This is a genomic window from Octadecabacter ascidiaceicola, from assembly GCF_900185015.1.
Lineage (GTDB): Bacteria > Pseudomonadota > Alphaproteobacteria > Rhodobacterales > Rhodobacteraceae > Octadecabacter > Octadecabacter ascidiaceicola.
The window spans coordinates 123559-137695 of record NZ_FXYD01000002.1 but is presented as its reverse complement, the minus strand read 5'-3'; the positions used below and the strand labels follow the sequence as shown (position 1 = coordinate 137695).

Here is a 14137-nt window from a genome sequence, read left to right as displayed (position 1 = left end):
GTTAGGCGCGGCTGCGACTGAATCAATTGTGGTCCACACTAATCACGGCCCTGTCGGAACTCAGGCCGCGATTGCGACATTTTCACCGCCAGAATCGTCGGTGAAACCGTCACACTCAAATGTATCAATGAATTTTTTCGATCCGACAATTGCTGTCGTGAAATTTTTTGACTTTTTTTCACGACAACGATTGTCGAAACCGCTCGCTGCTTATGGCGCCCAAGCAGGCTGGTCCGGTATGTGCAACGTCAACGTGTCGCCAACCGCCATGCGCCCTTCCGCTGCAACCCACGCACAAACACCGCGCAGGTTCTTGGCGGCTGGCTTGAACGCCTTGGCCGCATCGCCGTGATCCACGACCAATGATTTCGCAGGAAACTGACAGGGACGGTTTTCCATATCGACCGTCAAGGTGGCCCCGCTTGGCGCCTGCAAACGCGAGGACGGCGGAATATGCGTGAAATCGGGAATGCCTTTCACCACCATTGTCGCACCAAGCCGCCGCGGGTCCAGCGTTTCAACGCCCAACTCTGCGGCAATCAGATCGATCTCTTCTTGGCTTACAATGCTTAACTGGCGTTCGTTCTTGATCTGCGTGCCCTTAGGGTATTGTGACTTCACGCGGCTACAAGATTCCCGTGTAAGCCCCGCGTGAAACGCGCCGGCCACCCCACCAAATGTCAGATCGAGCATTGCGCGTTCCGGCGACAGCAGCTCATTTCGATCATCGGTCATAACCGATCCCAGCCAGACGATTTCAGCAGTGTAATGAGTGGGCTTCAGTGCAGGCATGGCGGTCTCCTTTGTTGGGGAAACTGACGCAGGAACGCGCCACCCTCAACACAATTCTTGTGACGTGAAGCTTCACGGGATCGGATATGTCAGCTTTTGCGCAGGACGAAAAACAACCGATTAAAAGCAAACAACACGCTGCCATCACGTTCCTTTGGATAAGCAACGTCCAAGGCCTCGTCATACGCGGCAAGAAACGCAGCCTCGGCGTTCTGTGTTAGATTTTCGACATAGGGACGCATCACCGTGCTTTGCGTGAAATGGCGCACGGGGTGCCCCTCATCAACGGCTGGCAGTGATTGCAGGTATTCACTTTCCCAAACATTGGCCTCTCCTGCGCCCTGCAGCAGGCGCATGTAAACCTGTGGCTCGGCCACGGGGGCCGTGAAATCACTCTCCCCTGCCACTTCGCGTATCAAGGCATGGCTTGGCGCTGCATACTGTCGCGGCATTTGCACGGCCAGAACGCCCCCTGATGGCAACAGCCCAACCAGTCGCGCGATTAACGCCGGATGATCCGGCAGCCAATTCAAACACGCATTGGAAAAGATCAACGCCGGCGGCGTGTCTGGCGTCCATGTCGCTACATCTGCCTGCAAAAGAGCGTCATACCCTTCCGCCTTCGCCAGCATTGCCTCTGACGTATCAACACCAATCAGCTTTCGCGATCCAAAACATTGTCGCAGCGCTGGCCCAACGGCCCCATTCCCACATCCAAGATCAACGACATCCCCGTCGGGCAACGCCCCGATCTGTGCCAGCAGATCCAAGGCAGGGCGCAAACGAAGACCCCGAAAGCGGGCGTAGCTCTCGGGGTCCCAGTCGTTATTGCGCTCCGTTACCAATTTTAAGTGGTTTCCGGATTTAGATCGCCCTTTGGCTTGCGTGGCTTGGTCTTTGGTACCGCCGTGACCGAGCTGCCGGACGTCGGTGGAATGTCCAACCCGTCGTCTTCGTCATCACGGTTCAGGGTCTCACCCGCCATGACGCGCTTAATCTCGGCACCTGTCAGCGTTTCGTATTCCAACAGACCTTGGGCAAGCCGTTCGAACTCGTCCTTTTTCTCGGTCAAGATTTCCATCGCCTTTTGGAAGCCTTGGTCGATAAACGCCTTAACTTCGTCTTCGATGATCCCTTTGGTGTCAGCCGAAACCGAGAAGCCAGCGGTATTACCCTGATAGCCTTCATGGGCCTCAGCGTAGTCAATGTTGCCGACCTTATCGGACATACCCCAACGCATGATCATCGCACGCGCCAGCTGGCTGGCCTGCTGGATGTCACCGGCTGGGCCGTTGGACACTTGGTCTTCGCCGTACTTGATAACTTCAGCAGCCTTACCCGCCATCGTCATCGCAAGGCGCTGGTGGCACTCGTCGCGGAACATGTTCAGACGGTCCATTTCCGGCAGGCTCATCACCATGCCCAATGCACCACCACGTGGAATGATCGTCGCCTTATAGACGGGGTCACACTTCGGAAGCGTAATACCGACAACCGCGTGGCCCGCTTCGTGATAGGCGGTCATTTCTTTCTGCGCGTCCGTCATGATCATAGAACGGCGCTCGGCCCCCATCATGATCTTGTCTTTCGCGGCCTCGAAATCGGCCATCGCCACAAACCGTCGCCCAACACGCGCCGCCGTCAACGCAGCCTCGTTCACAAGGTTCGCAAGGTCCGCACCGGAAAACCCAGGGGAGCCACGTGCAATGATGCGCAGATCGACGTCAGGGCCAAGTGGCACCTTACGCGCATGCACGCCGAGGATCTTTTCGCGGCCTTTGATGTCTGGGTTGCCAACAGTGACGTTGCGGTCAAAACGACCCGGGCGCAGCAACGCTGGGTCCAACACGTCTTTACGGTTGGTCGCGGCCAGAATGATCACGCCTTCGTTGGATTCAAAACCGTCCATCTCAACCAGCAATTGGTTCAATGTTTGCTCACGTTCGTCGTTGCCGCCGCCCATGCCAACACCACGGGCACGGCCCACAGCGTCGATTTCGTCGATGAAGATAATGCACGGCGCGTTCTTTTTGGCCTGCTCGAACATGTCGCGCACACGGGATGCACCCACACCAACGAACATTTCAACAAAGTCGGAACCGGAAATCGTGAAGAACGGAACACCCGCTTCACCCGCAATCGCGCGTGCCAGCAGCGTCTTACCCGTACCCGGAGGGCCAACAAGCAGCGCACCCTTTGGAATTTTACCACCAAGGCGGCTGAACTTCTGTGGGTTGCGCAGGAATTCTACGATCTCTTCCAGCTCTTCCTTGGCTTCATCAATGCCCGCAACATCGTCAAACGTCACACGGCCTTCTTTTTCGGTCAGCATCTTGGCTTTGGATTTGCCAAAGCCCATCGCGCCACCTTTACCGCCGCCTTGCATGCGGTTCATGAAGTAAATCCACACACCGATCAGCAGCAGGAATGGCAATAGGCCGACAAGGAATGTCGTCAGGCCCGACTGCTCTTGGGATTCAGCAGTCAGTGGAACACCGTTTGCGATCAACAGGTTCGTCACTTCGGCGTCTTCCGGCAGGATCGCGAAATAGGTGCGGTTGTCTGACCCGCGATACCGGATCGTCTCGCCGTCGATATTGGCTTCCGCAACCGCGCCTGCCTCAACAGCTTGCACAAACTCGGAATACATCTTCTCGTTGTTGGCCGTTGCGCTCTGCCCTTGTCCGAACAGGTTGAACAGCGAAATAACAAGAACGAAAAGAACGACCCAGAAGGCCAGATTGCGTGCATTGCCCAAAGCGCGACACTCCTTTAGAAAATCATTTGGTGCACAAACCACGGTTTGGTTACCACGTCCATAAGATAGAGCCTAAAAAGCCGAGTTCAACGGGAAAGCAAGAAAGACTGGAAATCCGCGACAATGCGCGCGCTAAATCCGTTTTGTAGCCCCGCAATTGGCGCCGAAATGAGCGTTTCACCGTCAAACACCGCTGGTGAGGCCATAAGCGAGGCCCGCGGCAAGCCCACGTCGCGCCAATCGGGAACGTCCTTGAGAGATTCTCCAAGAGCGCGGATGGTCAGGTTGGGCGCATGCGGGCCGTCTATGGCCCAGCGGTTGTCCCAAGTCACATCTGACGGTCCGACCAGATCCTTCACCGCGTTGAATTCACGCGCAACGCGCACCTTCTGGTTCACTATGCCTTCGGGTCTCTCGATCGTGACAAGACATCCAGCCACGGTGTAGGTGTCTTGTTCAATCAGCGCCCGGAGCATACCGTTGTACGCCTTCTCGCGGGGCGGATAACCTGTTCCAGAGACATACCGCAGGGCAGCGTTGAGCAGCCTGCGTTCAATTTCACCGGCGACCGGAGGATCGGCGTTCCGCGTCACGATCAGGTCGCAACAATCTGAGGTCACAAGGAGTTTAGCAGCTTCGGCGGTAGTGTCTTCCAACGCCGTTCGCGCCATCTTCAATCGGTGCGCAGTCGACTTAATCTCTTCGACACCGATGCCCTCATCTTCCAGCAAGGACAGGATTCTGCGCATTCGCGGACGGTCATGATTCTCGTCAACATTAGTCGGGTCCTCAACCCAGGCCACACCGTGACGGCGCAGATAGTCTCGCAATCTGTCACGCGTCTGCTGCCAGAATGGTCGCGCCCAAACGATACCATGCCGGTTGAACCGGACATCCATGGCGGCCAGACCATCAACACCCGCCTTGCGGGCAAGGCGCATTAGGAATGTTTCCGCAATGTCATTTGCCGTATGACCCAAAAGAATGCCACCAATGTCGCGTTCCTTGGCCCAATCGGCCATCAGCCTGAAGCGCGCTTCACGGGCGGCAGCAGCGATATTCCCCTTTGCAGCAAGGCCATCCCATTTCAGGATCGTATGGGGAATGCCTTCTTGTTCACAGTAGTGCGCCACCCCCTCTGCCTCATCGGCAGCCTCCGAACGCAATCCATGATCTACAGTAACGGCCTCAATCTTTGTACCTGACAGCGCGGCACAACTTATAGCCGCATGAAGCAACGCCATGGAATCTCCGCCGCCCGAAACCGCGACTCCGATCCGGTCAGGTTCATCCATGAAGAACGCGGTGCTGACGAAGTGGATCAAATGGTAATCAGGCCCAAAGGTCTTGAGCTGCTCGACGGTCAGCCGCACCCGAGCGTCGCCATCGCATTTGCGGCCTCGCCAACTTCCGGCGTTCCGGGGAAGCGCGTTGCGACTTCGCCCAAGGTGACGCAGGCGTCCTGTTGTTGGCCCAAGGCCGCCAATGATTTGCCGAGTTTGGTCAATGCGGCAGGCGCAATCGACCCTTCAGGGTTACCGCTAAACGCCGCCAAATAAGCGCGCGCGGCATTGGTTGTCTCCCCCAACTGCTCAAACGCCTGGCCGCGCAGAAAATGCGCGTCTGCGGCTACTGGGCTGCCCGGATAGCTCTCATTGAAGGTCGCAAGGAGGTCAGCGGCGCTGCGAAAGTCACCAGAGGCGAGCGCCTCCTGCGCCCGCGTGAAATCTTCTTGCTCGCCAATTGCAAGGGACGGGCCGGAATTCGGAACCGTCTCAACCGCGGGGGCGACGGGTTCAACATCAACACCGCCAAGGGACGGCGTGTCGCCAAGGGTGCCAATATCGCAGCCCGCTTCAAGTTCGCACAGGCGGAATTCAAGATCGCCAATGCGGTTGGTGCCATCGCGCGTGATCCGTGTGATACGGAATTCCAGCTCTTCTGTCTTAGACGTCAGGCGGGTCAATTCTGCTTCGATAGAATTCAAACGATCCAGAGGCGTCGACCCTGTCGCGCCTTGCCCTGCTTGACCTGATGCAACCAGCTCGTTTCGCAATGCTGTCACATCGGAATACAGAGTCGTTAGCTCTGTGCGGATATCGGCAAGCGTTTGATCTTGCGCAAAAGCCGCCCCTGCAGGGACGGCTATCGCCATAATTAGTGCAATCGTTCGAAACATGTCTTCCCCCAGAAAGAACTTAGCTGTTCTGACCAATAGAAATGATGGTCACAGCGCGGCGGTTTTGCGCATAACAGCTTTCGGCGGAACAAACCTCAAGCGGGCGTTCTTTGCCGTAAGATACGGTGCGAATGCGGCTTGCGGCCAGCCCTTTGGAAATCAGGTACTCACGCACGGCATTGGCGCGGCGTGCGCCCAACGCGAGGTTATATTCACGTGTGCCTTGCTCATCTGCGTGGCCTTCAATGACCGCTAGATAATCAGAATTTGTCGCCAGCCATCCGGCCTGCCCGTCCAACGTCGCGCGGCCAGCCGCTGTCAGCGTGGATGTATCAACTTCAAACAACACACGATCGCCAATTGTCTGACTAAAGAACTGCGGGCTGGATGGGTCGTTTGCGCCGCCAAGACCAGTTTGGTCAATCGTGGTCGGCGTGTTCAAGGCGTTCTGCGCGCTCAGATCAACCGCATCGGCGTTGTCAAATCTGTCAGCGTTTGTACAGGCGCTTAGCGTCAAGGCGCCAATCACCAGTGCGGCTTTGATAAAATGTTTCATGGGTCTGTCCCGTTATATTTTTGTTTGCTCGTTACGCCGACTTTAACACGGCTTTTCACAATTGAGAATCGCGAATGCGTGATAACGCATCTATTACCGCTGCAAAGGCCCCCAAGACGGGTCAGACCCGCCTTGCGGCGTGCTAACGCGGCGCAGGTTGCGGCCCGTGATATCCACAGAATATAGCGCCGTTGTGCCGTCCGCCCCTTGGGTTTCACGGCCAAACATGATGACGCGACCGTTCGGCGCCCATGTCGGACCTTCATCAAGGAAGGACGACGTCAGCAGGCGTTCTTCGGTGCCATCCGTACGCATCACGCCAATATGGAAACGGCCCGCTTCTTGCTTGGTAAAAGCGATCAAATCACCGCGCGGCGACCAGACAGGCGTGCCATAACGCCCATTTCCAAAGGAAATTCGCTGCGGCTCGCCCCCGTTAGCGCTCATCACATACAACTGCTGCGTGCCGGATCGGTCGCTTTCAAACACGATCTGGCTTCCATCAGGGCTAAAGCTTGGTGCAGTTTCGATTGCAGGCGTGTTGGTCAAACGGGTATTCTGCCCCGTTGCCAAATCCGTGCGGTAGATGTCTGTGTTACCGCCATTGATCAGGCTGTAAATCACCTGACGCCCATCAAGGCTAAAGCGCGGCGAAAACGCCATGTCACCCGGCGCCGTCGTCAATTGCTGACGTCCGACCGTCGCCACATCCAACACGTTGATGCGCGGAAATCCGCTTTCGTAACTGGTATATAGCACCCGATCGCCCGTCGCGGAGAACCGCGGCGCCAGCACAATCGCGCTGCTGTCGGTCAAATACTGAACATTTGCACCGTCGTAATCCATGATTGCCAGACGTTTTGCGCGGTCATCCTTAGGGCCTGTTTCGGCGACATAAACAATGCGGCTGTCAAAATACCCGGCCTCACCGGTTATACGCGAATACACGGCATCGGCCACTTTATGCGACATGCGACGCCAGCCATCGGTGGTCCCTGCAAACTGCAGCCCCTCACCCATTTCAGCGCCGGAAAACACATCATACAAACGGAACTTTACCGTCACTTGGCTGCCATTCACTGCCACTGCACCGGTAATCAAAGCCTGCGCATTGATCGCACGCCAGTCGGAAAATTCAATCGGGCTACCGAAACCGGCTGGCGTGGAAATAAACGCCGAACTCTGGATTTGCCGGAACAGACCCGTGCCGTTCAAGTCTTCCGCAATAACGCGGCTGATATCGGCCGCCATCTGTTCAGACCCTGCAACTTCGGCTTCAAAACTCGGCAATGCAAAAGGAAGCGCCTCAATCACACCATCGCGCAACGTCAGGCGCAGCGGTTCTTGCGCCTGCGCTGGGGCTACGACAGTCCCGAGTGAAACAAGTGCGATCATCGTCGCGGCGAAGGCGGTCATAAGTTTGGTCATCATGGCGCGTATACTCACTTTATTATCCCTCTTTTCAACGGGGAGTTTTTTGCTCGGCGGATCACTGCAGACCGCAACGTCGGTCTAAACGGCTTGCTCACCATTATTCACTCACAGGCACAAAGTAGGGAAAACTGATCTCAACGTGGCGCCACTGCGAAAACAAATCGAGCGGCAAGGCGTAACTTGGCTGCCCACAGCGTAAAATCGCGCGGCGTGCGGCCTCAAACCCTTCGGCCTCGCCCGCGCGGCCCGTCGGGTTCAAAAGCTGGATACTATACTCGGCGGGCCGTGCGTTCGGTGTCATTTCAAACGAGACGGACACAAATGCCACTCCGCCGTTCGTTTGCTGACCCAAATTCAGACATGACGCAATCTGCGCCTTAAAGTTCTCGGCCCAGGCGATATTAGCGCCATTCGGGTCACCCATGACCTCCTCGGTGCCGTGATCCGCAGCAACGCCCGCAGCCCAGACTGATAAAACAGCTGCCAAAACTCTCATTATCGTTGCCTCATTGCGGTTGGATCGACCGTCAGAATGATTCGCTGCCATTGCTCGTATTGGTCACGCGGCAAATCATAGCCCGTGTCACCGGTGCAGCGCAGCAAGGCGCGGCGCGCTGTATCAAAGGCGGTTTGCGCATCCGCCGCGCTGCCGCCGGTATAGCCTTCCAGAGCCACAGATCCGCTCACGGGGCGGCCATCTGGTGTCATGTCAAAGGACATCTCGATGATGGTGTTTTGCGCACCCGTAGACAGGCTGCCGGTGTTCCAGCAGTTCCCAACTTGGCGCAGGAAGCCCGATTTATTGCCATCCGACAATTGCCCACCAGACAGACCCGGTGTTGACGTGGATGACGGCTCGGGCGTGGTTGTTTCATCAGCGCCCGCTTCGGCCAAAGCCGTGGCAACCGGATCAATTGCATCCTCAGACGGTGTTTCGGCAACTGGCGCAGGGCGGTTTGGCCGCGTTTGTGGGCGCGATGAAATCTCAGGCGCAAACGCGGGCTCTTCTGCTTCCGTCACAATCTGATCCGCAGCCACATCAAGTGCTGTGGTTTCTTCGTCAGGTTCAACAACTTCTTCAACAGGCGCATCAGTCGATTCCGTCGGTGCTTGCGCCACCTCGGGCGCAATCGTCACGTCCGGTTCAGGTGGTGCAACAATCTCAGGTGCGACACGCGTCGCAGGGCGTGGCACGGGGCGCGTACTGATGCCAATTTCAGCCGACGGCGGCGGCGCAACAATCTGCGGTGTATCGGGAACATCAGGCGCTACGTCTGTCACGACCGTTTCCGGCACCGTCAAATCTGGTGCCTCTGGCGGTGTTTCGGGTGCAGGTGGCTCAACGGGAACCGGCGTTTCGGCAACCTCTGGCGGTGTTTCGACCTCTGGCGCGGGTGGCGTGACATCTTCAACGACGGGCGGCTCAATCTCGGCAGGTTCGCTCGGCGGCTGATCCGGCTGCACCCCTTGGGTCATCGCCGCGAAATCTTCACCAGATACCACAGACACTTCCGTCACCTCAAACGGCAACGGCTCCGAGGACATGCCCCAGCCGACAACCATCCACACGACTAAAGCCGCGTGTCCCGTGCCTGAAAGATAGGTGCCGACACTCATGTGTGCTTACCCGTCTTGCCCGTCCAACGTCGGACCACCAATGTCTGTCACCAGACCAATGTTGTTAAATCCGGCTGCGTTCAATGCGCCCATAATCTGCGCCACTTCGTTCCACGCATTCACGCCATCAGCGCGCAAGAAAATCTGATCACTGTCACGCTCCGCAGCAATTCCGCGTAAACGCGTAACCAGTTCGGCGCGATCAACTTCGGTCTCCTGAATGAACACGCCACCCTCAGCGTTCAGCGTAATCGTCAATGGCTCTTCTTGCGGCGTTGGCAATGCGCTGGCAGCGGTTTCTGGCGTTTGCACAGGAACCCCAACGACTGACAAAGGTGCCGCCACCATAAAGATAATCAACAACACCAACATAACGTCCACGAACGGAGTGACGTTGATCTCGCTCATCGGCATTGAGCGGCGACCCCGACGGCGCGCGCGTCTACCGCCCCCGCCGTCCGCTTGTTTCATAACACCCGCGCCCATTTAGCTGTCCAACTGACGGCTAAGGATCGTCGCGAATTCATCGGCAAAGGCCTCATAGCCGCTAACAATGCGGTCCGCATCCTTGCTGAGCTTGTTGTAATAAATAACTGCTGGGATCGCCGCGAATAGGCCAAGGCCCGTGGCAAGCAGCGCTTCGGCAATACCGGGCGCAACCACGGCAAGGTTGGTGTTCTGTTGTTCAGCAATCTCGATGAACGCGTTCATGATACCGATGACAGTCCCGAACAATCCAATGAACGGAGCCGCCGACCCAACCGTGGCCAGCACAGTCAGCCCGCGTTGCAGGCTTTCGGTTTCCTTGGCAATTGCCACATCCATGTTGCGATCAATACGGGACGTCGCGCCCGCAATCAGCCCACCGTCTTGGCGGTGCGAACGGCGCCATTCCAACATACCGGAGGCGAAAATCTTTTCCGACTGGCCCTTCGGCGTCGCGCCAATCTTGTCAAACAGCTCATCCAGTGGGTTGCCAGACCAAAAGGCCTCGTCAAACACCCGCGCTTCGGCGCGTGCTTTGCGGTATTGCACCCATTTGTCGACGATCACCGCCCAGCACCACACGGATGCGACGAGGAGAATAATCATGACAAATTGTACGGGAATAGTCGCGTGGGCAAACATGCCCCACAAAGTGAAATCTGGTTCCATAACGCCTGCTCTGCTCTATCGGGCCGGTTTTCGGCCTCTGATTAAAACCAGATGTAGCGCAGCTTGCACAGGATTGCCAACCAAACGCGCACAAACCGGCGCTAAGGCGCGTTTTCAGTGAAGATTTCGGCGAAAAGCCGCCGGAAGTCGGGCTGGTGCCCCTGCGTCATTGATCGCAACGATGGTCACAAGCGCGCTAAACAACGCCACGCCATCCCGCTCAACCACTTGGCGCACAATCAAACGCGCGCCTGTCACGACCTCAACATCCGTTGTCACGACAAGCTCGTCATCATAGCGCGCCGGCGCGTGATAATCCGCCTCCACACGACGTACCGCAAACACGATCCCTTCGTCTTCTTTCATTGCGACCTGATCTATTCCCAGCTCGCGCACCCATTCGCTGCGGCCACGCTCAATAAACTTAAAATAGTTGGCGTAATAAACGATGCCGCCAAAATCAGTGTCTTCATAATAGACGCGAACGGGAAAACGATGGGTCATGACGGAACCTGTAATCTTGCCGCCAAACGCAACGCATGGCTGGCATCCTGCGCCACGGCTGGCATTACGGGATCATAGACCGCGCGGATTACCTCTGCGATGTCGGGGCGCAAAACTGTCTTGCCATCGGCCATGGCCAGCGGGGTTGTCGAATTGAACGCAACATCCGACCACAAGACAATCGCCTGCACCGCCTGCCCGAGTGCCAATGCTTCGGCTGGCACCTGCTCCAACGCAGCGTCCATGCGCAGGAAAATGAAACACGCCTTAATCGCGCCGTCCTCGTCAAAGCGGAAAATCCGGTACTGGTTGGCATCCGCCTTGATCAGCCGCGTCACGACGTCGCCCAGTTCCGGCACCAAACGGTCCAGATCAGGCACGCCCGTCAGCTCATCCCAGTCGCGGCAAAACAGCATCATGACGTTAACGCCCAATTCGGCGTCCAACTCATCCATCCGGTGACCCGCCATCAAGCAAACCACCTCAAACGCGCCCTTCAACAAGGCTACAGTGTCGTCCTCAACCCCAAACACCACAGGCACAATCGGGCGCCCCCAACGGGCGCTCAGGTAACTGCCGTCAGCACGGGTAAAAAGCGGTTCAATATCAGAGGCATTCATCATGGCGCCTTGTTACGCCATTCACAATTGATGGAAAACCCCGCGTCTATGGCCGCTTTGCGGACAAATAAGACCTTAGCCATTTCTTTCGCTATGTCTGCTTCTATCTTTCCGCGTAACTGAACTGCCTGAATCGCAAGGCGAGTGAATTTTCACTTCGCATAAAAACCGAAGTGAGGTAATCCGAACCGATGACAAATTTATCTATAATATCTGAAGTGATTGCAGACACCATCGCTGAGGAAATCATCCGAGGAGTGCAGCCGCCTGGCGTGCGATTGGCCCAGGATGCAATCGCATCTCGTTTTCAGTGTAGCCATGTACCCGTTCGGGAAGCTCTGCAGCGACTGGTTCAGATGGAACTTGCAACATCGGAACCACGCAAGGGGGTTAGAGTTGTCGCCCTCGCTTCATCCGATCATGTCGAAATTCAGGAGATGCGATTGGCACTTGAACCACTCGCGCTTCGTCGAGCTGTAATTCAAGTTCAGGGTAAGACCCTGAGAGAAATAGAAGATTATCGGCTGTTATGTGATGACGCAAAGGATGCAATTTCATGGGAAAGAGCCAATCGTGCTTTTCATATGGCCATTCTGAGGCCATGTGGCCGTCATCGGCTGCTCAAACAGATCGAAGAACTCCAACGCTTATCTGCAAATCGGTTTCATACCAAGTGGCAACAAAAATGGGCTCAGTCTTCTGATCGCGACCATGCGAATATTGTCCGTGCAATGCGGGCTGGGGACGCTGATGCGGCATGTGCGGTCTTGGAACGGCATCTGAAGCGGGCCTAGTAAAGAGGGATAGCGACTTTACTATAGATAATTTTGATGAAATTATGCGTCGAATCAAAAATTATCTATAAAGGGCCAAATATGTCTCAAGCAATCGCTAATCCGCAACAGAGCGCCATTGGAAATGTTGCCACAGTTGCGCTCGCCGTTGGGTTCATCACCTTATCTGCAAAGATTTCTATTCCTTTTTGGCCCGTTCCGATGACGATGCAGGTCGCGACTATCTTGCTTGTCGCGGGGTTGGGTGGGCTACGCTTTGGAGTTGCAAGTGTCGGCGCGTATCTAGCTGCAGGTGCTGCTGGGCTGCCGGTTTTTGCTGGCACGCCAGAAAAAGGCGTCGGATTAGTCTATATGTTTGGCCCAACAGGTGGGTATCTATTTGGCTTCCTGGTTGCAGCAATTTTGGTTGGTTGGGCAACTGATCGATTTGGTCGCCGCCTAGGATCGCTTTCAATGCCCCTTGGCCTTGCCCTGATCTATGCTTTGGGCGTAGCTTGGTTGGCGCAATTTGTACCAAACGATAAGTTATTCGCATTTGGTATAGCGCCCTTCCTCTTTGGTGACCTATGCAAAGTTGCCTTGGCTGCATTTTTGGTCATAGCGGCTCCTGCGACTCTTACCCGCTGGGTACGAGGTCGCGACTGATGCTGGATAGGATGAATACAGTCGATAGTCAGTTGGCTAACAAAGCAGAGGCGCTGCTCCGTGCGCCCTTGCTGACGCTTGTACATGAAGCCGCTGCGGTGCACCGGGCACACCATGACGTGGAAGATATCCAAAAGGCGAGCCTTCTCAGCATAAAGACAGGCGGCTGCCCTGAAGACTGCGCATATTGCCCGCAATCCGCACACCATAAAGAAGTTGGGCTGCAAAAAGAACACTTCATGGATCCCCAGGCCGTCATCGACATAGCCAAACAAGCCCAATCAGCCGGGGCTGAAAGGTTCTGCATGGGAGCCGCTTGGCGCAAAGTCCGCGATGGGGCAGAATTCGACGCCGTCTTAGACATGGTGCGCGGCGTTCGTGATCTCGGGATGGAGGCCTGCGTTACCCTTGGAATGCTTCAGCCACACCAGGCGCAGGCACTCGCTGATGCCGGGCTGACCGCTTACAATCATAATCTTGATACCGGGCCGGATTATTACGCTGAAATCATTGGAACACGGACGTATCGTGACCGGCTTGAAACTCTTGATCATGTACGTGCCGCAGGGATCACGATTTGTTGTGGCGGTATCATCGGGATGGGTGAAAGCCTGCGCGACCGCGCTGATATGCTCGCGGTTCTAGCAAGCTTTGATCCACACCCTGAAAGCGTTCCAATCAATGCGTTGATCCCAGTACCCGGCACGCCATTAGGCCACCTTTCGAGAGTCCGCCCACCCGAAATGATCCGCATGGTCGCAACCGCCCGCATCTTGATGCCAAACACACGCGTGCGCCTTTCTGCGGGACGCGACGGGTTTTCTGTCAGTGATCAGGTCCTGTGCTTCCTTGCTGGGGCAAACTCGATCTTTTATGGCGACATCCTGCTGACCGCCCCGAATAGTGGGCTTTCACTGGATGATGCATTGTTCGAAACATTGGCAAGCATTCCGATCGAATAGGGTGGATCAATGCCCGCGTGATCATGAGCAGGGCTTGGTCTGCAGATACATGCTATTGCGAGCATGCGTTCAAATCGCAGCATTTGGGCCTATGGGCTGATTTACCTCTTTGGGGTTGATT

General features: G+C 56.1%; 16 protein-coding genes. 3 read left to right on the top strand and 13 right to left on the bottom strand.

Annotated features, from left to right (window positions below; genetic code table 11):
• Positions 1-210: 210 nt before the first annotated feature.
• The 13 genes from OCA8868_RS06015 to OCA8868_RS05955 all read right to left on the bottom strand — a co-directional run bounded on the left by OCA8868_RS06015 (position 211) and on the right by OCA8868_RS05955 (position 11618).
• On the bottom strand, positions 211-792 hold the full coding sequence (locus OCA8868_RS06015) for an MOSC domain-containing protein (protein ID WP_093995679.1): 582 nt from the start codon (positions 790-792) through the stop codon (positions 211-213).
• A gap of 89 nt (positions 793-881) precedes the next feature.
• Complete coding sequence (locus tag OCA8868_RS06010) at positions 882-1637, bottom strand: methyltransferase domain-containing protein (protein WP_093995678.1); 756 nt, start codon at positions 1635-1637, stop codon at positions 882-884.
• 2 nt (positions 1638-1639) lie between these two features.
• A complete protein-coding gene (ftsH, locus tag OCA8868_RS06005; RefSeq protein WP_093996167.1) occupies positions 1640-3550 on the bottom strand; it encodes an ATP-dependent zinc metalloprotease FtsH in 1911 nt (636 codons plus the stop codon).
• Positions 3551-3636: 86 nt separating this feature from the next.
• The gene (gene tilS / locus OCA8868_RS06000) at positions 3637-4923 is read right to left on the bottom strand and encodes a tRNA lysidine(34) synthetase TilS (RefSeq protein ID WP_093995677.1); all 1287 of its coding nucleotides are present in this window, start codon (positions 4921-4923) and stop codon (positions 3637-3639) included.
• Entirely contained in the window at positions 4914-5729 is an 816-nt protein-coding gene (gene ybgF, locus OCA8868_RS05995; RefSeq protein ID WP_093995676.1) for a tol-pal system protein YbgF, read from the bottom strand. The genes tilS and ybgF overlap by 10 nt, the downstream gene beginning before the upstream one ends.
• 19 nt (positions 5730-5748) lie before the next feature.
• Complete coding sequence (gene pal, locus OCA8868_RS05990; protein WP_093995675.1) at positions 5749-6285, bottom strand: peptidoglycan-associated lipoprotein Pal; 537 nt, start codon at positions 6283-6285, stop codon at positions 5749-5751.
• Between the two features lie 93 nt (positions 6286-6378).
• Positions 6379-7680, bottom strand: coding sequence for a Tol-Pal system beta propeller repeat protein TolB (gene tolB, locus OCA8868_RS05985; RefSeq protein ID WP_370737992.1), 1302 nt, complete (start codon positions 7678-7680; stop codon positions 6379-6381).
• 136 nt (positions 7681-7816) lie between these two features.
• Entirely contained in the window at positions 7817-8215 is a 399-nt protein-coding gene (locus OCA8868_RS05980) for a hypothetical protein (protein WP_093995673.1), read from the bottom strand.
• Entirely contained in the window at positions 8215-9336 is a 1122-nt protein-coding gene (gene tolA / locus OCA8868_RS05975) for a cell envelope integrity protein TolA (RefSeq protein ID WP_093995672.1), read from the bottom strand. Before tolA ends, OCA8868_RS05980 begins: the two co-directional genes overlap by 1 nt.
• A gap of 6 nt (positions 9337-9342) precedes the next feature.
• Positions 9343-9822 (bottom strand): ExbD/TolR family protein, encoded by a 480-nt coding sequence (locus OCA8868_RS05970; RefSeq protein WP_093995671.1) that lies wholly within the window; start codon positions 9820-9822, stop codon positions 9343-9345.
• Entirely contained in the window at positions 9823-10491 is a 669-nt protein-coding gene (tolQ, locus tag OCA8868_RS05965; RefSeq protein WP_179214792.1) for a protein TolQ, read from the bottom strand.
• A 114-nt stretch (positions 10492-10605) separates the two neighbouring features.
• Positions 10606-10995, bottom strand: a complete 390-nt coding sequence (gene ybgC / locus OCA8868_RS05960; protein WP_093995670.1) for a tol-pal system-associated acyl-CoA thioesterase — start codon at positions 10993-10995, stop codon at positions 10606-10608.
• On the bottom strand, positions 10992-11618 hold the full coding sequence (locus OCA8868_RS05955; RefSeq protein WP_093995669.1) for a hypothetical protein: 627 nt from the start codon (positions 11616-11618) through the stop codon (positions 10992-10994). Before OCA8868_RS05955 ends, ybgC begins: the two co-directional genes overlap by 4 nt.
• 188 nt (positions 11619-11806) lie before the next feature.
• Between OCA8868_RS05955 and OCA8868_RS05950 the strand changes: the two genes are divergently transcribed.
• From OCA8868_RS05950 to bioB, 3 genes are all read left to right on the top strand, one after another.
• Positions 11807-12409 (top strand): GntR family transcriptional regulator, encoded by a 603-nt coding sequence (locus OCA8868_RS05950; RefSeq protein ID WP_245848069.1) that lies wholly within the window; start codon positions 11807-11809, stop codon positions 12407-12409.
• A gap of 81 nt (positions 12410-12490) precedes the next feature.
• Complete coding sequence (locus tag OCA8868_RS05945) at positions 12491-13054, top strand: biotin transporter BioY (protein WP_093996164.1); 564 nt, start codon at positions 12491-12493, stop codon at positions 13052-13054.
• A complete protein-coding gene (bioB, locus tag OCA8868_RS05940; protein WP_093995668.1) occupies positions 13054-14016 on the top strand; it encodes a biotin synthase BioB in 963 nt (320 codons plus the stop codon). Before OCA8868_RS05945 ends, bioB begins: the two co-directional genes overlap by 1 nt.
• Positions 14017-14137: the final 121 nt, after the last annotated feature.

Excerpts from the sequence above, each read along its gene's own strand:
- OCA8868_RS06015 (WP_093995679.1), bottom strand. The coding sequence starts at position 792 with ATGCCTGCACTGAAGCCCACTCATTACACTGCTGAAATCGTCTGGCTG.
- ybgF (WP_093995676.1), bottom strand. The coding sequence starts at position 5,729 with ATGTTTCGAACGATTGCACTAATTATGGCGATAGCCGTCCCTGCAGGG.
- pal (WP_093995675.1), bottom strand. The coding sequence starts at position 6,285 with ATGAAACATTTTATCAAAGCCGCACTGGTGATTGGCGCCTTGACGCTA.
- tolB (WP_370737992.1), bottom strand. The coding sequence starts at position 7,680 with ATGATCGCACTTGTTTCACTCGGGACTGTCGTAGCCCCAGCGCAGGCG.
- OCA8868_RS05980 (WP_093995673.1), bottom strand. The coding sequence starts at position 8,215 with ATGAGAGTTTTGGCAGCTGTTTTATCAGTCTGGGCTGCGGGCGTTGCT.
- tolA (WP_093995672.1), bottom strand. The coding sequence starts at position 9,336 with ATGAGTGTCGGCACCTATCTTTCAGGCACGGGACACGCGGCTTTAGTC.
- OCA8868_RS05970 (WP_093995671.1), bottom strand. The coding sequence starts at position 9,822 with ATGGGCGCGGGTGTTATGAAACAAGCGGACGGCGGGGGCGGTAGACGC.
- tolQ (WP_179214792.1), bottom strand. The coding sequence starts at position 10,491 with ATGGAACCAGATTTCACTTTGTGGGGCATGTTTGCCCACGCGACTATT.
- ybgC (WP_093995670.1), bottom strand. The coding sequence starts at position 10,995 with ATGACCCATCGTTTTCCCGTTCGCGTCTATTATGAAGACACTGATTTT.
- OCA8868_RS05955 (WP_093995669.1), bottom strand. The coding sequence starts at position 11,618 with ATGATGAATGCCTCTGATATTGAACCGCTTTTTACCCGTGCTGACGGC.
- OCA8868_RS05950 (WP_245848069.1), top strand. The coding sequence starts at position 11,807 with ATGACAAATTTATCTATAATATCTGAAGTGATTGCAGACACCATCGCT.
- OCA8868_RS05945 (WP_093996164.1), top strand. The coding sequence starts at position 12,491 with ATGTCTCAAGCAATCGCTAATCCGCAACAGAGCGCCATTGGAAATGTT.
- bioB (WP_093995668.1), top strand. The coding sequence starts at position 13,054 with ATGCTGGATAGGATGAATACAGTCGATAGTCAGTTGGCTAACAAAGCA.